Source organism: Novosphingobium tardum (assembly GCF_042652045.1).
In the GTDB taxonomy this organism is placed as follows: domain Bacteria; phylum Pseudomonadota; class Alphaproteobacteria; order Sphingomonadales; family Sphingomonadaceae; genus Novosphingobium; species Novosphingobium tardum.
Window position 1 is genome coordinate 867932 of the sequence record NZ_JBHSDR010000003.1, and the last position, 15226, is coordinate 883157.

General features: G+C 66.9%; 14 protein-coding genes. 12 read left to right on the top strand and 2 right to left on the bottom strand.

The genetic code is table 11. The features are described 5' to 3' along the window. The first annotated feature begins 58 nt into the window (after nt 1-58). The 12 genes from ACFO0A_RS04370 (at nt 59) to ACFO0A_RS04425 (ending at nt 13256) form a co-directional block, all read left to right on the top strand. The gene (locus ACFO0A_RS04370) at nt 59-1084 is read left to right on the top strand and encodes an ArsR/SmtB family transcription factor (RefSeq protein ID WP_379537746.1); all 1026 of its coding nucleotides are present in this window, start codon (nt 59-61) and stop codon (nt 1082-1084) included. Further along, complete coding sequence (gene metF / locus ACFO0A_RS04375) at nt 1084-2049, top strand: methylenetetrahydrofolate reductase [NAD(P)H] (protein WP_379537747.1); 966 nt, start codon at nt 1084-1086, stop codon at nt 2047-2049. The genes ACFO0A_RS04370 and metF overlap by 1 nt, the downstream gene beginning before the upstream one ends. Beyond that, a complete protein-coding gene (locus ACFO0A_RS04380; RefSeq protein ID WP_379537748.1) occupies nt 2046-3092 on the top strand; it encodes a homocysteine S-methyltransferase family protein in 1047 nt (348 codons plus the stop codon). Before metF ends, ACFO0A_RS04380 begins: the two co-directional genes overlap by 4 nt. Nucleotides 3093-3114: 22 nt before the next feature. Continuing rightward, on the top strand, nt 3115-5721 hold the full coding sequence (gene metH, locus ACFO0A_RS04385) for a methionine synthase (protein WP_379537749.1): 2607 nt from the start codon (nt 3115-3117) through the stop codon (nt 5719-5721). 73 nt (nt 5722-5794) lie between these two features. Beyond that, on the top strand, nt 5795-7984 hold the full coding sequence (locus ACFO0A_RS04390; protein WP_379537750.1) for a prolyl oligopeptidase family serine peptidase: 2190 nt from the start codon (nt 5795-5797) through the stop codon (nt 7982-7984). A 119-nt stretch (nt 7985-8103) separates the two neighbouring features. Further along, nucleotides 8104-9891: a DNA helicase RecQ gene (gene recQ, locus ACFO0A_RS04395; protein ID WP_379538164.1), complete on the top strand. Its 1788-nt coding sequence runs from the start codon at nt 8104-8106 to the stop codon at nt 9889-9891. Between the two features lie 83 nt (nt 9892-9974). Then, the gene (locus tag ACFO0A_RS04400; RefSeq protein WP_379537751.1) at nt 9975-10907 is read left to right on the top strand and encodes an SPFH domain-containing protein; all 933 of its coding nucleotides are present in this window, start codon (nt 9975-9977) and stop codon (nt 10905-10907) included. Nucleotides 10908-10910: 3 nt separating this feature from the next. Further along, nucleotides 10911-11126 carry a type II toxin-antitoxin system antitoxin gene (locus ACFO0A_RS04405; protein WP_379537752.1) on the top strand — a complete coding sequence of 72 codons (216 nt, stop codon included), beginning with the start codon at nt 10911-10913 and terminating at the stop codon, nt 11124-11126. A gap of 56 nt (nt 11127-11182) precedes the next feature. Beyond that, nucleotides 11183-12169 (top strand): right-handed parallel beta-helix repeat-containing protein, encoded by a 987-nt coding sequence (locus tag ACFO0A_RS04410; RefSeq protein WP_379537753.1) that lies wholly within the window; start codon nt 11183-11185, stop codon nt 12167-12169. Nucleotides 12170-12239: 70 nt separating this feature from the next. Continuing rightward, nucleotides 12240-12503 carry a DksA/TraR family C4-type zinc finger protein gene (locus ACFO0A_RS04415; protein ID WP_379537754.1) on the top strand — a complete coding sequence of 88 codons (264 nt, stop codon included), beginning with the start codon at nt 12240-12242 and terminating at the stop codon, nt 12501-12503. A gap of 52 nt (nt 12504-12555) precedes the next feature. Beyond that, the gene (locus ACFO0A_RS04420) at nt 12556-12900 is read left to right on the top strand and encodes a hypothetical protein (protein WP_379537755.1); all 345 of its coding nucleotides are present in this window, start codon (nt 12556-12558) and stop codon (nt 12898-12900) included. 56 nt (nt 12901-12956) lie between these two features. Continuing rightward, on the top strand, nt 12957-13256 hold the full coding sequence (locus tag ACFO0A_RS04425; RefSeq protein ID WP_379537756.1) for a hypothetical protein: 300 nt from the start codon (nt 12957-12959) through the stop codon (nt 13254-13256). A gap of 15 nt (nt 13257-13271) precedes the next feature. Here the strand turns inward: ACFO0A_RS04425 and ribA are convergent, their stop codons facing one another. Next, nucleotides 13272-14336 carry a GTP cyclohydrolase II gene (gene ribA, locus ACFO0A_RS04430; RefSeq protein WP_379537757.1) on the bottom strand — a complete coding sequence of 355 codons (1065 nt, stop codon included), beginning with the start codon at nt 14334-14336 and terminating at the stop codon, nt 13272-13274. Further along, a complete protein-coding gene (locus ACFO0A_RS04435) occupies nt 14333-15124 on the bottom strand; it encodes an exodeoxyribonuclease III (RefSeq protein ID WP_379537758.1) in 792 nt (263 codons plus the stop codon). Before ACFO0A_RS04435 ends, ribA begins: the two co-directional genes overlap by 4 nt. Nucleotides 15125-15226 lie beyond the last annotated feature (102 nt).

Genomic DNA, 15226 nt, shown 5'->3' on the forward strand with positions numbered 1-15226 from the left:
CATCGCGCGTTCACCTCGTTTCGACGCATGCGTTGCAATGATATAAAGAATTCTTTATATGACTTTCACGATGCCGCAGACGTTTCCCTCGCCGACCATGATCGACACGCTGCGCGCGCTGGCCGACCCCACGCGCCTGCGGATCATGCGGCTGCTTGCCCGAATGGAGCTTGCCGTGGGCGAACTCGCCCAGGTCCTCGGGCAAAGCCAGCCTCGCGTATCGCGCCATATCCGCATCCTGTGCGAGGCTGGCCTGGCCGAGCGGCGGCGCGAGGGTAGCTGGGTCTTCCTTCGCCGGATCGCCGGGGGCGACGTTCCCGCCGCGGTCGCCCGTCTGCTGGAACAGGGCGAAGAATCAGACCCTGCCTTCGCCGCGCAGGGCCAGGCGGATCACCTGCGCCTTGGCCAGATTCGCGCCTCGCGCGAGGTGCGCGCAGCCGATTATTTCGCCCGCCATGCGGGTGAATGGGACGTACTGCGCTCGCGCCACATCGCCGAAGGGCCGGTCGAGGAAGCACTTGCCGGCCTGCTGGGGACCGCGCCGCTGGGTCGCTTGCTCGACGTCGGGACCGGCACCGGGCGGATCGCTGAACTCTTCGGCGATGCCGCGGAGCGCGTGACCGCGCTCGACAACAGCCCCGAAATGCTCCGCCTCGCCCGCGCCAGGCTCCAGCATTTTCCGCCCGAGCGGGTCGATCTCGTCCAGGGCGATTTCGCCGCGTTGCCCTTTGCCGACGCCAGTTTCGACACCGTCCTGTTCCACCAGGTCCTGCACTATGCCCAGGCCCCCGAACTGGCGCTGGCCGAGGCCGCGCGCGTGACGCGTCCGGGCGGGCGGATCGCCATCGTCGATTTCGCGGCCCACGGGATCGAGGAACTGCGCGATCGGCACGCCCACGCCCGCCTGGGTTTTGCCGACGATCAGATTCGCGCGTTGCTCGGCGATGCGGGCTTCGTGCCCGGCGCCGGGACCGCGCTCGCCGGTGCCGAACTGACCGTGATGATATGGACCGGCGAACGGATGGACGACAGCATTCGCCGCCTGCCCGCCCGCAGAGCCGCCCGCGAGGCGAGGGGAACATAATGACGAACGATACGCCCAGCGCCTTGCGCGAACTCCAGACCGCGCTGTCCGCCCCGCTATTCGCCGGGCTTCCCGGCGATATCGCAGTCAGCTTCGAGTTCTTCCCGCCCAAGACCGAGAAGATGGAAGAGACGCTGTGGGATGCGATCGGCACGCTCGCCCCGCTCGAGCCCAGCTTCGTCTCGGTGACGTACGGGGCGGGCGGTTCTACCCGCGAACGCACGCACAACACCGTCGCGCGGATCGCGCGCGAGACATCGATCCCCGCTGCCGCGCACCTCACCTGCGTGGAAGCGTCGCGCGAGGAAGTAGACGCGGTTGCGCGTGATTACTGGGAGGCCGGCGTGCGCCACATCGTGGCCCTGCGTGGCGATGCGCCGGACGGACCCGGCACGCGGTTCACCCCGCACCCGCAAGGCTATGAGAACGCCGCCGCGCTCGTCGCCGGGCTGAAACGGATCGCGCCGTTCGAGATTTCGGTCGCTGCGTATCCCGAATGCCATCCCGATTCTGCCAGCCTCGAGGCAGATCTCGACAATTTGAGGCGCAAGTTCGACGCCGGCGCGAGCCGGGCGATCACCCAGTTCTTCTTCGAACCCGACACGTTCTTCCGGTTTCGCGACCGCGCCGCAGCAGCCGGGATCGACGCCGAGATCGTGCCCGGCCTGATGCCGGTGACGAGCTTTGCCGCAGTGCGCCGGATGTGCTCGCTGTGCGGCACCGCGATCCCGGGCTGGCTTGCCGACCTGTTCGAAGGACTGGACGATCATCCCGCCGCCCGCCAGCTCGTCGCGGCCACGCTGGCGGCGGAACTCGCGCGGCGGCTCTACGCCGGCGGCGTTCGCCACTTCCACTTCTACACTCTCAACCGCGCCGAGCTGAGCTATGCGATCTGCCATCTCCTGGGCATGCGCCCGGGCGGCAGCGCGGCTTCGGGCGCACCATCGAAGGGACTGGCGGCATGAGCCGGCGCGAACTGTTTCTGGCCCAGGCGGCCGAGCGGATACTGATCACCGACGGTGCCTTCGGGACCGAGATCCAGAACTGGAAACTGGACGAGGCAGCCTATGCCGGCACCTTGGGACTGGGGCACGACCAAAAGGGCAACAACGACATCCTTGCGCTGACCATGCCCACGGTACCCGAGACGATCACCCGCGCCTATCTCGACGCCGGGTCGGACATCGTCTCGACGAACACGTTCTCGGCCAACCGGATCAGCCAGGCCGATTACGGTGCGGAACACCTGGTTTCGGCGATCAATCTTGCCTCGGCCCGGATCGCCCGGGACCTGGCCGACGAGTATGCACAGCGAGACGGCCGTCCGCGCTTCGTCGCCGGCGCGATCGGCCCGACCAATAAGACCCTGTCGTTGTCGCCGGACGTGAACGATCCCGGCTTCCGCGAGATCGACTTCGACTTCCTGACCGAAGTCTATCTCGAGCAGGCCGCGTCGCTGGTCGCAGGCGGGGCGGATTTCATCCTGATCGAAACCGTGTTCGACACGCTCAACGCCAAAGCCGGGATCATGGCCGTTCGCCTGCTCGAGCGCGAGCTGGGGCACGAGGTGCCGATCATGCTCTCCATGACGCTGACCGACCTTTCGGGGCGCAACCTGTCAGGCCACACCGTCGAGGCGTTCTGGCACGCGGTGCGCCATGCCCGGCCGATCACGATTGGCCTCAACTGCAGTTTCGGCGCTTCGCAGCTTCGGCCGCACGTCCGCGTGCTCAGCCAGATCGCCGACACGCTGATCATGGTTTATCCCAATGCCGGCCTGCCCAACGAACTGGGCGAGTACGACGAACAGCCCGAGACCACCGCCGGCCTCGTCGGCGAATGGGCGCAGAACGGGCAGGTCAACGTGCTGGGCGGCTGCTGCGGGTCGACCCCGGCGCACATCGCCGCGATGGCCCAGGCTGTGCGGGGCCTGGCCCCGCGCAAGCTGCCGGTGCTCGGTCCAGTGACCCGGCTTGCCGGCCTCGAGCCCTTCGTCCTGGCCGCCTGACCGCGTTTCCTGAAAGTACCCGATGAACCAGGTTTCCAGTTCCGCGCGCTTCGTCAATGTCGGCGAACGCACCAACGTCACCGGATCGGCGGCGTTCAAGAAGCTCATCCTCGCCGGTGATTATGCAAAGGCCGTCGATGTCGCTCGCCAGCAGGTCGAGAACGGCGCGCAGGTGATCGACGTCAACATGGACGAGGGGCTGCTCGACGCCGAGCTGGCGATGGCCACGTTCCTGAAGCTCATCGCCGCCGAACCGGACATCGCCCGCGTGCCGGTGATGATCGACAGCTCCAAGTGGTCTGTGATCGAAGCCGGGCTCAAGTGCGTTTCGGGCAAGCCGATCGTCAATTCGATCAGCATGAAGGAAGGCGAAGAAGCGTTTCTCGACGCCGCGCGCCGCTGCATGGACTATGGCGCAGCGGTCGTCGTCATGGCCTTCGACGAGGCGGGGCAGGCCGATACCGCCCAGCGCAAGATCGAAATCTGCGAGCGTGCCTATGCCCTGCTGACCGGGATCGGCTTTCCGCCCGAAGACATCATCTTCGATCCCAACATCTTCGCCATCGCCACCGGGATGGAGGAGCATGACCGTTACGCGCTCGATTTCATCGAGGCGCTGAAGGCGGTCCGGCTGAGCTGCCCGCACGTCCACTTCTCGGGCGGATTGTCCAATCTTTCGTTCAGCTTCCGCGGTAACGAGCCGGTGCGCCGGGCGATGCACTCCGTATTCCTCTACCACGCGATCCCCGCAGGCCTCGACATGGCGATCGTCAACGCCGGCCAGCTCGACATTTACGACCAGATCGACCCGGTGCTGCGCGATGCCTGCGAGGATGTGATCCTCGCCCGCCGCCCGGATGCGACCGAGCGGCTGATCGCGCTGGCCGAAAGCTATCGCGGCACCGACGCCAAGGCCGAAAAGGAAGCCGAGGAATGGCGCGGCTGGGATGTCGCGCGCCGGCTGGAGCACGCGCTCGTGCGCGGGATCGACGCCCATGTCGTCGAGGACACCGAGGAAGCCCGCCTGCAGTACGCGCGCCCGATCGAGGTGATCGAAGGTCCGCTGATGGACGGGATGAACGTGGTCGGCGACCTGTTCGGTTCGGGCCAGATGTTCCTGCCTCAGGTGGTGAAGTCCGCCCGGGTAATGAAAAAGGCGGTGGCGCACCTCATTCCGTTCATCGAGGCGGCGAAGGAACCCGGCGCGCGCGCCAAGGGCAAGATCGTGATGGCGACGGTGAAGGGTGACGTCCACGATATCGGCAAGAACATCGTCGGGGTCGTGCTCCAGTGCAACGGCTATGAAGTGATCGACCTTGGCGTGATGGTGCCTTGGTCGAAAATCCTCGAGACCGCGAAGATTGAGGGCGCCGACATGATCGGGCTCTCGGGCCTCATCACCCCCAGCCTCGACGAGATGGTGACGGTGGCCGAAGAGATGGCCCGCGCCGAGATGGAGATTCCGCTGCTTATCGGCGGCGCGACCACCAGCAAGCTCCATACCGCCCTGCGGATCGACCCCGCCTATCCCGGGCCCGTCATCCACGTCCTCGACGCGAGCCGCGCGGTCGGCGTCGCCAGCCAGCTTCTGTCCGACACCCAGGCCGAAGGTTTCATCGCCGCGACCGCCGGCGACTATCAGCACGTGCGCGATGTGCGCGCAGGCAAGGAGCAGTCGATCCTGCTCAGCCTCGCCGACGCGCGCGCCAACGCCTTTCCCGCGGACATGAGCGACAAGGCCCCCCCTCCCGAGCAGCCCGGCCTGCACGTTTTCGACGACTGGGACCTGGCCGATCTTGCGGACACGTTCGACTGGACGCCCTTCTTCCGCGCGTGGGAACTCGCTGGTGTCTATCCCGCGATCCTCGACGACGCCGTGGTGGGCGAAAGCGCGCGCGGGCTCTTCGCCGATGCGCGCGCGATGCTCGACCGGATCATCGCGGAAAAATGGCTTACCGCGCGTGCTGTGTGCGGCTTCTGGCCCTGCGCGCGCGAGGGCGACGACGTGCTGCTGCATCTGATCGAGGATGAGCGTCACGTACGTCTGCCGTTCCTGCGCCAGCAGATCCGCAAAAGCCGCGACCGGGCGAACTTCTGCCTCGCCGATTTCATCGATCCGGACGGCGACTGGATCGGCGGCTTTGCCGTCGGCATCCACGGGATCGAACCGCATCTCGTACGCTTCCGCGCCGCTCACGACGACTACAACGACATCCTTTTGAAAGCGCTGGCCGACCGCTTTGCCGAGGCGCTGGCCGAAAGGCTCCACCAGAAGGTGCGCACCGAACTGTGGGGCTACGCGCCGGGCGAGCAACTGACCAACGATGCCCTGATCCGCGAGCAGTACCGCGGCATCCGTCCCGCGCCGGGTTACCCCGCTTGCCCCGACCACAGTCTCAAGCCGATCCTCTTCGACCTGCTCGATGCCGGGACCAACGCGGGGCTCGTGCTCACCGAAAGCCAGGCCATGCTGCCCACGGCCGCGGTGAGCGGGTTCTATTTCGCCCACCCCGAAAGCCAGTACTTCGGCGTCGCAAGGATCGGCCGCGATCAGCTCGAGGATTACGCGGCACGACGCGGGATGGACCTGCAAACGGTCGAGCGCTGGCTGCGGCCCAACCTCGACTAGGCGTCGGCCAAGCGGGGTCTTGATCTCCCGTGCCGGCGGTTCATAACCCCCGGCAACAACAGGGAGATTATCGATGCGTCCGTTACTTGCCGCACTCTTGCTGACCGCCGGCACTGCTGCCGTCGCCGCCACCCCCGCCAGCCGCCTGATGCCAGCGCCGGTGTTTCCCGCGGGCAATACCGTCGACACGATCCAGGGGGTCAAGGTCGCCGATCCCTATCGCGCACTGGAGAATGGTGACGATCCCAAGGTCGAGGCGTGGAGCGACGCGCAGAACGACAGGACCCGCGCCTATCTTGACAACCTGCCCGGCCGCCAGGCGGTCGTCGCCCGCCTGACCAGCCTGATCAAGGCCAGCTCACCCGCCTATTACGGCCTTCAGGCGCATGGGCCGCGGGTCTTCGCGACTTATTCCGACCCGGCGCACCAGCAGCCGATGCTGGTGACGATGAACGCGGCCGCCGATCCGGCGTCTCGCCAGCCGCTGGTCGATCCCAACACGCTCGACCCGGCCGGCCATACCGCGATCGATTGGTACGTCGCCTCGCCCGATGGGACCAAGGTGGCGGTTTCGCTGTCGAAGAACGGTTCGGAAGACGGCACGCTGCACGTTTTCGATGCGGCGACGGGCCGCGAGATCGAAACGCCGATCGATCGCGTGCAGTACCCCACCGGTGGCGGCTCGCTCGCCTGGGCCGGGGATTCGCAGGGCTTCTGGTACACCCGCTATCCCGATACCTCGGCGCCGGAAAGCGAGCGCCATTTCCACCTCCAGGCCTACTGGCACAAGCTCGGCACGCCGATCGCTTCCGACCGGCTGGTCCTTGGCGAGAAGGACGGGCTCCCCCGCACCGCCGAAGTGTTTCTCGACAATGGCGAGGGCGGGGCCAACGCGCTCGCCTCGGTCCAGCTCGGCGATGGCGGTCAGTGGCAGCACTACGTGCTGACGCCCGGCGGCAAGGCGATCCAGATCGGCAAATATGCCGATCGCGTGATTGGCGGCGCGGTGATCGCGCGCGATGGTACCGTCTATGGCGTCTCGCGGCTCGATCCGATGGGCCGGGTCGTGCGCCTTGCCGCGCCATACAAGGGGGGGTTCGCCGCCGCCAAGGCCATCATCGCGGCCCAGTCGGGCGCCGCGATCATCGATGGCGGGCCGGGCAACACCCCGCTGGTGCTGGCGGGCAAGCACCTGTTCGTCAGCCGGATCGCCGGCGGTCCGACCGAGCTCACCAGCTATGATCTCGCGGGCGGACATCCGGCCAAGGTCGCGCTGCCGCCGCTATCTTCGGTGGGAGAGATCGCCGCGCTGCCCGATGGCTCGGCGCTCTACGACGTGTCCACCTATCTTGCCCCGCCCCGGTTCATGCGGTGGGATGCGGCGACCGGCAAGGTGAGCGAGACCGCGCTGGCAGTCACCTCGCCGATCTCGTTCGCGGATGCCGAGGTCACGCGCATCTTCGCCACTTCGAAGGACGGCACCAAGGTTCCGGTGTCGGTGATCGCGAAGAAGGGGATCAAGCTCGATGGCAGCCACCCGGTCCTTCTCTACGGCTATGGCGGCTACGGGGTTAACACGGTGCCCGGGTTCGCGGGCACACGTGCGCGCCTGTTCCTCGACGGGGGCGGAATCTATGCCATCGCCAACATCCGGGGCGGGGGCGAATACGGCCAGAAATGGCACGAACAGGGAATGCTCACCAAGAAGCAGAACGTGTTCGACGACTTTGCTGCGGCCGGCGAGGACCTGATCCGGCGCGGCTACACAAGCCACCAGAAGCTGTCGCTCCTCGGCGGCTCGAACGGCGGGTTGCTGATGGGCGCCGAGATCACCCAGCATCCGGGTCTTGCCCGGGCCGTTGTCTCGGCCGTGGGCATCTACGACATGATGCGGGTCGAACTCGATCCCAACGGCGCCTTCAACATCACCGAGTTCGGGACGGTGAAGGACCCGGCGCAGTTCAAGGCGCTTTACGCCTACTCGCCCTACCACCGCGTCGCCAAGGGCACGAAGTACCCGGCGGTGCTGATGCTGACCGGGGCGAACGACGGGCGGGTGAATCCGCTCAATTCCCGCAAGTTCGCGGCGGCGTTGCAGGCGGCCAACGCCGGCGACAATCCGATCCTGCTGCGGACTTCGAAGACCTCGGGCCACGGCATCGGCTCTTCGCTCGACGAGCGGATCGGCGAATCCGCCGACATCCTGATGTTCCTGTTCGACCAGCTCGACATGGACGCCGCCGCCGCCGGGCGCGGAAACTGAACCGGGTGGCGGCGCGGGCCGGATAACCTCCGCGCCGCCATTGTCCTGACGCCCTTCGATCTGCCATGGCGGGCTGCAATGCCCGCCACCCTAATCAATACCACGCTTCCGTGACCGCCATGGCCGCGTCACTTGAAGGTGCGACCGAGACGCTGGCTCGCGTCTTCGGTTTTCCCGGCTTCCGCGGCCGCCAGGCCCAAGTCGTCGCACGCGTCCTTTCGGCGCAATCCACGCTGGCGGTCATGCCGACGGGCGCGGGCAAGTCGCTGACCTATCAGCTTCCCGCCGTGCTTCTGCCGGGAACCTGCGTCGTCGTCTCGCCGCTCATCGCGCTGATGCACGACCAGTTGCGCAGCGCCGAGGCCAACGGCATCCGCGCTGCCACGCTGACTTCGGCTGACGGCGAGGATTATCGCGAGGCGGCGATCGACCGGTTTCGCGCGGGCGAACTCGATCTGCTGTACGTCGCGCCCGAGCGGGCGAGCCAAGGCCACTTTCGCCAGCTCCTCGCCTCGTCGCCGGTCAGTCTCTTCGCGATCGACGAAGCGCACTGCGTTTCCGAATGGGGCCACGACTTCCGCCCGGACTACCGCCTGCTGCGTCAATTACTCGATCGCTTTCCCGAGGTTCCGCGCCTGGCGCTGACGGCCACCGCCGACGCGCATACGCGTGCCGACATTCTCGCCCAGCTCGGCATTCCCGAAGAGGGCCTGATCGTCGCGGGGTTCGACCGGCCCAACATCCGCTACGCCATAACCCCGCGAGACAATCCCGGCCGGCAGCTGGCGCAGCTTCTGGCCGAGAAGCCGGGGCCCGGCATCGTTTACGCCCAGACGCGGGCCGGGGTCGAGCGGCTGGCCGCGTCGCTGGGGAAGGGCGGACGCGCGGTCCTGCCCTACCACGCAGGGCTCGATCCCGCCGTCCGCGCGCGCAACCAGGCAGCGTTCGTGGCATCCGAAGACATGGTGATGGTCGCCACCGTCGCGTTCGGCATGGGCATCGACAAGCCCGACGTTCGCTTCGTCGCACATGCCGGCCTGCCCAAATCGATCGAGGGCTATTACCAGGAAACCGGGCGCGCCGGGCGCGATGGCGATCCCGCGCAGGCGCTGATGCTGTGGGGTGCGGAAGACTTCGCCCGCGCGCGCATGCGCCTTGCCGAAGTCGACGATGCGCGCCGCGCCGGCGAGCGGACCCGCCTGGCGGCGCTGGGTGCGCTGGTAGAGACGGGCGGCTGCCGCCGTGCCGTCCTCCTCCGCCACTTCGGCGAAAGCCCGCCCGAGGCCTGCGGCAATTGCGACAACTGCCTCAATCCGCCGCCCAGCGTCGATGCCAGCGTGACCGCGCAGAAGTACCTCTCGGCCGTGGCGCGCACCGGTCAGAATTTCGGCGCTGGCTACGTGGAAAGCGTGCTTACCGGCCAGTCGACCGAGCGCAGCATGACCAATGGCCACGAGGGGTTGAGCGTGTTCGGGATCGTCGATGGGGCCGAGGCCGCGCTGCTCAAGCCCGTCGGCCGCGCGCTGATGGTCCGGGGCGCGCTTCTGCCCACCGAGCACGGCGGCCTCATGCTGGGGCCCGCCGCCCGCGCGATCCTGAAGGGGGAGGAGGCGCTGGCCCTTGTCGCCCCGCCCGCGCGCGAACGTTCGGCACGCGGACGCCGCCGCGAAGGCCAGGCCGCGAACCCCGTGGGCGATCCGCTGTTCGATGCGCTGCGGGCGCTGCGCCGCGACATAGCGCAGGAGATCGGCGTCCCGCCCTATGTCATCTTCCACGATTCGGTGCTGCGGGACATCGCCGCCGAGCGACCCGCCAATCGGGCGCAGATGGGCCGGATAACCGGTATCGGCGCGCGCAAGCTCGAAGCCTATGGCGACCGCTTCCTGCAGGTCGTGCGCGACCACTGAGCCAGAGCGCAAACGGAATCCCTTGACCGGGACAACTGAATTATTATGATATCGTAATTATATCAGTCGAAGGGGGCTTTTCGATGTCCGATTCCCGCACTCCGATGGTCGCCAGCCAGGAAAAGCCGGCCTGGTCGATCACCGGCTATCTCATGCTGGCCGTGTTCATCGCGCTTCTCGCGCTCACCGTCTGGCGAACGATAATGATCGCTTCGGGCAATGCCGAAGGCTTGCCGCTGTCGAGCATCGACGGCGAGCTGCCGTGGTTCCTATCGTTCACGGCGCTGCGCATCTTTGCGCTGATCCTCATTGCGTCGGGCTTCTACATGATCCAGCCCAACCAGGCGGTCGCGATCACCCTATTCGGAAGCTATCGCGGAACCGACCGCAACCATGGCTTGCGCTGGGTCTGGCCGTGGATGGGCAAGGCCAAGATCTCGGTCCGCGCCAACAACCTCATTTCCGAACGGATCAAGGTCAACGATCTGCGCGGCAACCCGATCGAAATGGCGGCGCAGGTGGTCTGGCGCGTCGTCGATACCGCGCAGGCGCTGTACGACGTCGATGACTACAAGGCCTTCGTGACCGTGCAGATCGAGGCTGCGGTACGGACCATCGGCTCGCGCTATCCCTACGACGATTTTGCGCACCAGGAGATCACCTTGCGCGGCAATCACGACCAGGTCGGCGCCGAATTGCGTACCGAACTGATCGCGCGTCTGACCCAGGCGGGGATCAGCGTGGACGAGTGCGGGTTCACCCACCTGGCGTATGCCCAGGAAATCGCCGGCGCGATGCTGCGCCGCCAGCAGGCCGAAGCGGTGGTCGCCGCGCGCCAGACCCTGGTCGAAGGCGCGGTCGGAATGGTCGAAAGCGCGCTGGCGCTGCTTTCGGCCAAGAACGTGGTCGAACTCGACGACGAGCGGCGTGCGGCGATGGTGTCCAACCTCATGGTCGTGTTGTGCTCGGAGCGCGATACTCAGCCGGTGGTGAACACGGGCACTTTGTACCAGTAGGCGATGACCGCGCCGAAGAAGGCCTTTCCGCTGCGGCTGGACCCGGCGCTGTTCGCCGCGGTCGAGCGTGCTGCCACATTCGATCTGCGCTCGGTCAACGGGGAAGTCGAATGTCTGCTGCGCGAAGCCCTGGCGCGGCGCGGGATCAAGGTGGCTGTCACGCCCACGCCGCGCCGTGGCAGGCCCAAGAAGGAAACGGCCGGCGACGATGCCGAATGAGCGCCGCCGAAGCGGCGTTGACCGGTCATTAACCATCGTAGGCTAGGCGTTAGGGCATGAACCGGTCCCGTTCGCTTCGGCATCCCCGCCTGTTCGCCGCCGCTTGCGTGGTGCTTGCTGCGGTGGCCGTCCTCGCCATTCCGGCCGGACTCGCCTTTGCGCAGGGTGCGCCATCCCCGGCCTACGTCGTGGTTCAGACAGGGCAGGGTTTCGCCCGCCTGCAGGACGCGGTGAACGCGATCGGCAACGGCACCGCCACGATCAGGGTGGCTACGGGTACGCACCGCGACTGCGCCGTTCAGACCGCCGGATCGATCGAATACGTGGCTCAGATACCCGGCGACTCCATTTTCGAAGGCACGATCTGCGAAGGCAAGGCTGCGCTGGTTCTGCGCGGCCGCTCGGCCACGGTCACCGGGCTGGTCTTTGCCGGAATGCGCGTGCCCGAAGGCAACGGCGCGGGTATCCGTCTCGAGCATGGCGACCTCGCCATCGGCCAGAGCTGGTTCCGCGACAGCGAGGAGGGCATCCTAACTGCCGACGATCCGGCGAGCGCCATTCTGATCGACAAGTCGACCTTCACGCGCCTTGGTCGCTGCGACCGCGATCTTGCCTGCGCGCACTCGATCTACGTCGGCGACTACGGCGCGCTGACGATCCGCCGGAGCCGGTTCGAACAGGGCCGGGGCGGGCACTACGTGAAAAGCCGGGCGCCACGGATCGACCTGCGCGATTCCAGCTTCGACGATTCGCGCGGTTCGGCGACCAACTACATGGTCGACCTGCCCGCCGGCGCCGGCGGAGCCATTGTCGGCAACTGGTTCGTGCAGGGTCGCGACAAGGAAAACTACAGCGCCTTCATCGCCATTGCGGCGGAAGGTCATCGGCATTCGGCCAACGGACTCGAGATCGCCGGCAACGACGCCCGGCTTGCCCCGGATGTGGGACGCACGACCGCGTTCGTGGCCGACTGGTCAGGCGATAATCTGGCCATCGGCGAGAACCGGCTGGGGCTGGGCCTCAAGCGCTTCGAACGCCGCTAGGCGAAGGGGAACCGCCACCCCGAATGCGCGTTTTCCTTTCGGGAAATCAGTCCCTTGAAGGAGAGCTGCCATGGCTGGCGGCTGGGCGCGCGACGGCGCGGTACAAGACCAGATAGACGATACGGTTCGGGACGCTGTCCTGGGCGTGCGGGCGCGCATGCCGAGCGGCGAAGGGACCGTCCACTGCGAGGATTGCGGTGACGTGATCCCGGCCCGGCGACGACAGGCGCTGCCCGGTACCCGAACCTGTGTGCCCTGCCAGCGCGAACGTGACCGGCAGGTTGCGCACACGACGATCAACCGCCGGGGAAGCAAGGACAGCCAGCTGCGCTGACCGCGCGGCGCGGTTGCAGTTCGCCCACTCGGTCCCTACGTCCTGGGGCGAGATGTTCGCCCGTGTTTTCCGTCCTGCCCTGACGCGCCTGTGCGCAGCGTTCCTGCTGCTGACGGTCGGATTGCAGGCGACGCCAGCGATGGCGATTCCGCTCGACCGGGGACACGGTTCGGCCTTCAGCGCGCAAACTCTCGACGTGGCGCTGACCGCTCCGCGCAGGGCAATTGCAGCGGCAGTGGCGCCTTTGCCTCTGCCGCCCCAGCCGGGTAATGTAGTCACTCCGCTGGCGATTACTGAGACCGCTGCGCAGCGCACCGTCTGGCCACGGGCTACGGGTCCGCCGAAGGCTTCCGTCCTGTTGCTTCAACCCGGGCCAAGGGGACCTCCTCCCGCCTGATCCGTCGCGCGTCTCTTTTTGGCGCGCAGTTTTTAAGACAGATCAGGACTTTACCAATGACCCAAGTTCAAGACGGCGCGGATCGCGCCGGCCGCCGCGCGTCAATCGAAGCCGCGCTGGCCAACTACCCGCATCTGCCGCCCGAGCAGCTGAGCGACGTTCTGCAGTGGTTCCGATCCGAGGCGTCGAGCCTCGATGTGGGACTGATCGCCAGCAACCCGGCGATCGAGCAGCCCTATCGCGCCTTCCGTGCCGATCACGTGGATCGGATGACCTGGCGCGATGGAGTGAGGGCCATCGTCTTCACGCTCGTCGTCATCGCGATCCTGATCGGGATCGTGTGGCGGGGAATCTAGGCCTCCCGGGCAAGTCTAGCCGAGCAAGTGGCCCGAGCGTTCGCGCTTGGTGTCCAGGTACCGAGCGTTGTGGCGGTTGGCAGGAAGCACGTGGGGAACGCGCTCCGCCACCGTCACCCCGTGCTCGGCAAGAGCAGCGACCTTTGCCGGGTTGTTCGTCATCAGGCGTATCGAATCGACGCCCAGAAGCGCGAGCATCCGCGCCGCGACCGGAAAGTCGCGTGCCTCGGTCGGCAGGCCAAGCCGCTCGTTCGCGTCGACTGTATCGAAACCCTGGTCCTGCAATTGATAGGCGCGCAGCTTGTTGATGAGCCCGATGCCACGGCCCTCCTGACGCAGGTACAGCAGGATACCCCAGCCGCCTGCCGCCGCTTCGGCTGCCATCGCTTCCAGCGCCGCGTCGAGCTGCGGACCGCAATCGCACTTGAGACTGCCGAGCACGTCGCCGGTCAGGCATTCGCTGTGCAGGCGGACCAGAGGCGCTCGCCCGCCGTCCTGGCGACCGATGATCAGCGCGACGTGCTCGCGCATGTCATCGCGCGCCCTGAAGGCCACAATCTCGGCCGCTTCCGCAGCGTGGGTGGGCAGCTTGGCGCGCGACTGGATCGTGAGGTTGGCGGGATCGCTCCACTCGGCAAGATCGGCGGCGTGCAGCGAGACCGCAGGCTCGATCCCCGCATCGACCAGGAATGCGGGGAGAATGCCGGCAAGGCGCGCCAAAACCATTGCGGTGCGCGCCGCTTCCCCGGCAGGCAGCGGCAGGGCCAGGAACGGGCCTTTGAGCGGGTTCGCGAGATCCAGCGCCGGATCGGCAATGGCGCGCGCCAGCGCAAGGTCGAATGGCTCCGCGCCACGGATCAGGACGGGAGCATCGGGAACGGCAGCCTCGCGCTGGTTGGCGAGCTTGAGCGTGGCCGCGCGCGCGGCGGAAATCAGCAACTGCGGAGAGGCGAGCGGTACGTCGGCATAGCCGGTTTCAGCCGGCAGCAAGGTCAGCTCGCCGTCCGGGCCGGCAATGCGGATCGCCCAGCCATGCCGCAGCGCGTCCAATGCCTGCGCGGTCCGGCGCGAACCGTTCATATCGAGAATTCGGTTACGAGCGGCACGTGGTCGGACGGTTGGTCCCAGCGCCGCGTTTCCTCGACAATCCGGTGAGCGCGGGATTCGCGCGCGAGTTCCGGGCTGGCCCACATGTGGTCGAGCCGCCGCCCCTGGTCCTTCTCGCGCCAGTACGAGCGGTAGCTCCACCAGCTGTAATTGCGTTCCGGTGCGGGGATATGCTGGCGGCCGAGGTCGACCCAGCCGTGCGCATCGCGGAACGCACCCAGCGTCTCGACCTCCACGGGCGTGTGGCTGACGACTTTGAGGAGGGCCTTGTGATCGTAAACGTCGCAGTCGAGCGGCGCGATGTTGAAGTCGCCGAGGATCAGCGTCGGTCGGTCCAGCGCATCGGCCCAGCGCGTCATCCGGCCGAGAAAATCGAGCTTCTGGCCGAACTTCACGTTGGCCTCGCGATCGGGAACGTCGCCGCCGGCGGGAATATAGACGTTCTCGATCACCAGGCCCTTGGCGGGACCGAGCAGCTCCACTCCGACATGGCGCGCCTCGCCGTTATCCTGCCAGTCGTGGCGGCTGAATTCGCGCAAGGGGATGCGGCTTACCGTGGCGACGCCGTGGTAGCCCTTCTGGCCGTGGACAACGCGGTGAGTGTATCCGAGCGCCTCGAACGCCGCGTGAGGAAACAGTTCCTCGCGCGTCTTGATCTCCTGCAGGCAAAGGACGTCGGGCGCCTGTTCGGACAGGAACCGTTCGACCTGCCCCATGCGGAGGCGGACGCTGTTGATATTCCAGGTTGCGATTGTGACCATCGTCACAGCGCCTAGCCCAGGGTGTGCGAAAAGGAAAACCCCCGCCCCGGGGGCATTGGGGCGGGGGTTCCAGTTGCGTTCGTCACGCTTGACCCAGCGGTA

Excerpts from the sequence above, each read along its gene's own strand:
- ACFO0A_RS04390 (WP_379537750.1), top strand. The coding sequence starts at position 5,795 with ATGCGTCCGTTACTTGCCGCACTCTTGCTGACCGCCGGCACTGCTGCC.
- metH (WP_379537749.1), top strand. The coding sequence starts at position 3,115 with ATGAACCAGGTTTCCAGTTCCGCGCGCTTCGTCAATGTCGGCGAACGC.
- ACFO0A_RS04435 (WP_379537758.1), bottom strand. The coding sequence starts at position 15,124 with ATGGTCACAATCGCAACCTGGAATATCAACAGCGTCCGCCTCCGCATG.
- ACFO0A_RS04370 (WP_379537746.1), top strand. The coding sequence starts at position 59 with ATGACTTTCACGATGCCGCAGACGTTTCCCTCGCCGACCATGATCGAC.
- ACFO0A_RS04420 (WP_379537755.1), top strand. The coding sequence starts at position 12,556 with ATGTTCGCCCGTGTTTTCCGTCCTGCCCTGACGCGCCTGTGCGCAGCG.
- ACFO0A_RS04405 (WP_379537752.1), top strand. The coding sequence starts at position 10,911 with ATGACCGCGCCGAAGAAGGCCTTTCCGCTGCGGCTGGACCCGGCGCTG.
- ACFO0A_RS04415 (WP_379537754.1), top strand. The coding sequence starts at position 12,240 with ATGGCTGGCGGCTGGGCGCGCGACGGCGCGGTACAAGACCAGATAGAC.
- ACFO0A_RS04410 (WP_379537753.1), top strand. The coding sequence starts at position 11,183 with ATGAACCGGTCCCGTTCGCTTCGGCATCCCCGCCTGTTCGCCGCCGCT.
- ACFO0A_RS04425 (WP_379537756.1), top strand. The coding sequence starts at position 12,957 with ATGACCCAAGTTCAAGACGGCGCGGATCGCGCCGGCCGCCGCGCGTCA.
- ACFO0A_RS04380 (WP_379537748.1), top strand. The coding sequence starts at position 2,046 with ATGAGCCGGCGCGAACTGTTTCTGGCCCAGGCGGCCGAGCGGATACTG.
- metF (WP_379537747.1), top strand. The coding sequence starts at position 1,084 with ATGACGAACGATACGCCCAGCGCCTTGCGCGAACTCCAGACCGCGCTG.
- ribA (WP_379537757.1), bottom strand. The coding sequence starts at position 14,336 with ATGAACGGTTCGCGCCGGACCGCGCAGGCATTGGACGCGCTGCGGCAT.
- recQ (WP_379538164.1), top strand. The coding sequence starts at position 8,104 with ATGGCCGCGTCACTTGAAGGTGCGACCGAGACGCTGGCTCGCGTCTTC.
- ACFO0A_RS04400 (WP_379537751.1), top strand. The coding sequence starts at position 9,975 with ATGTCCGATTCCCGCACTCCGATGGTCGCCAGCCAGGAAAAGCCGGCC.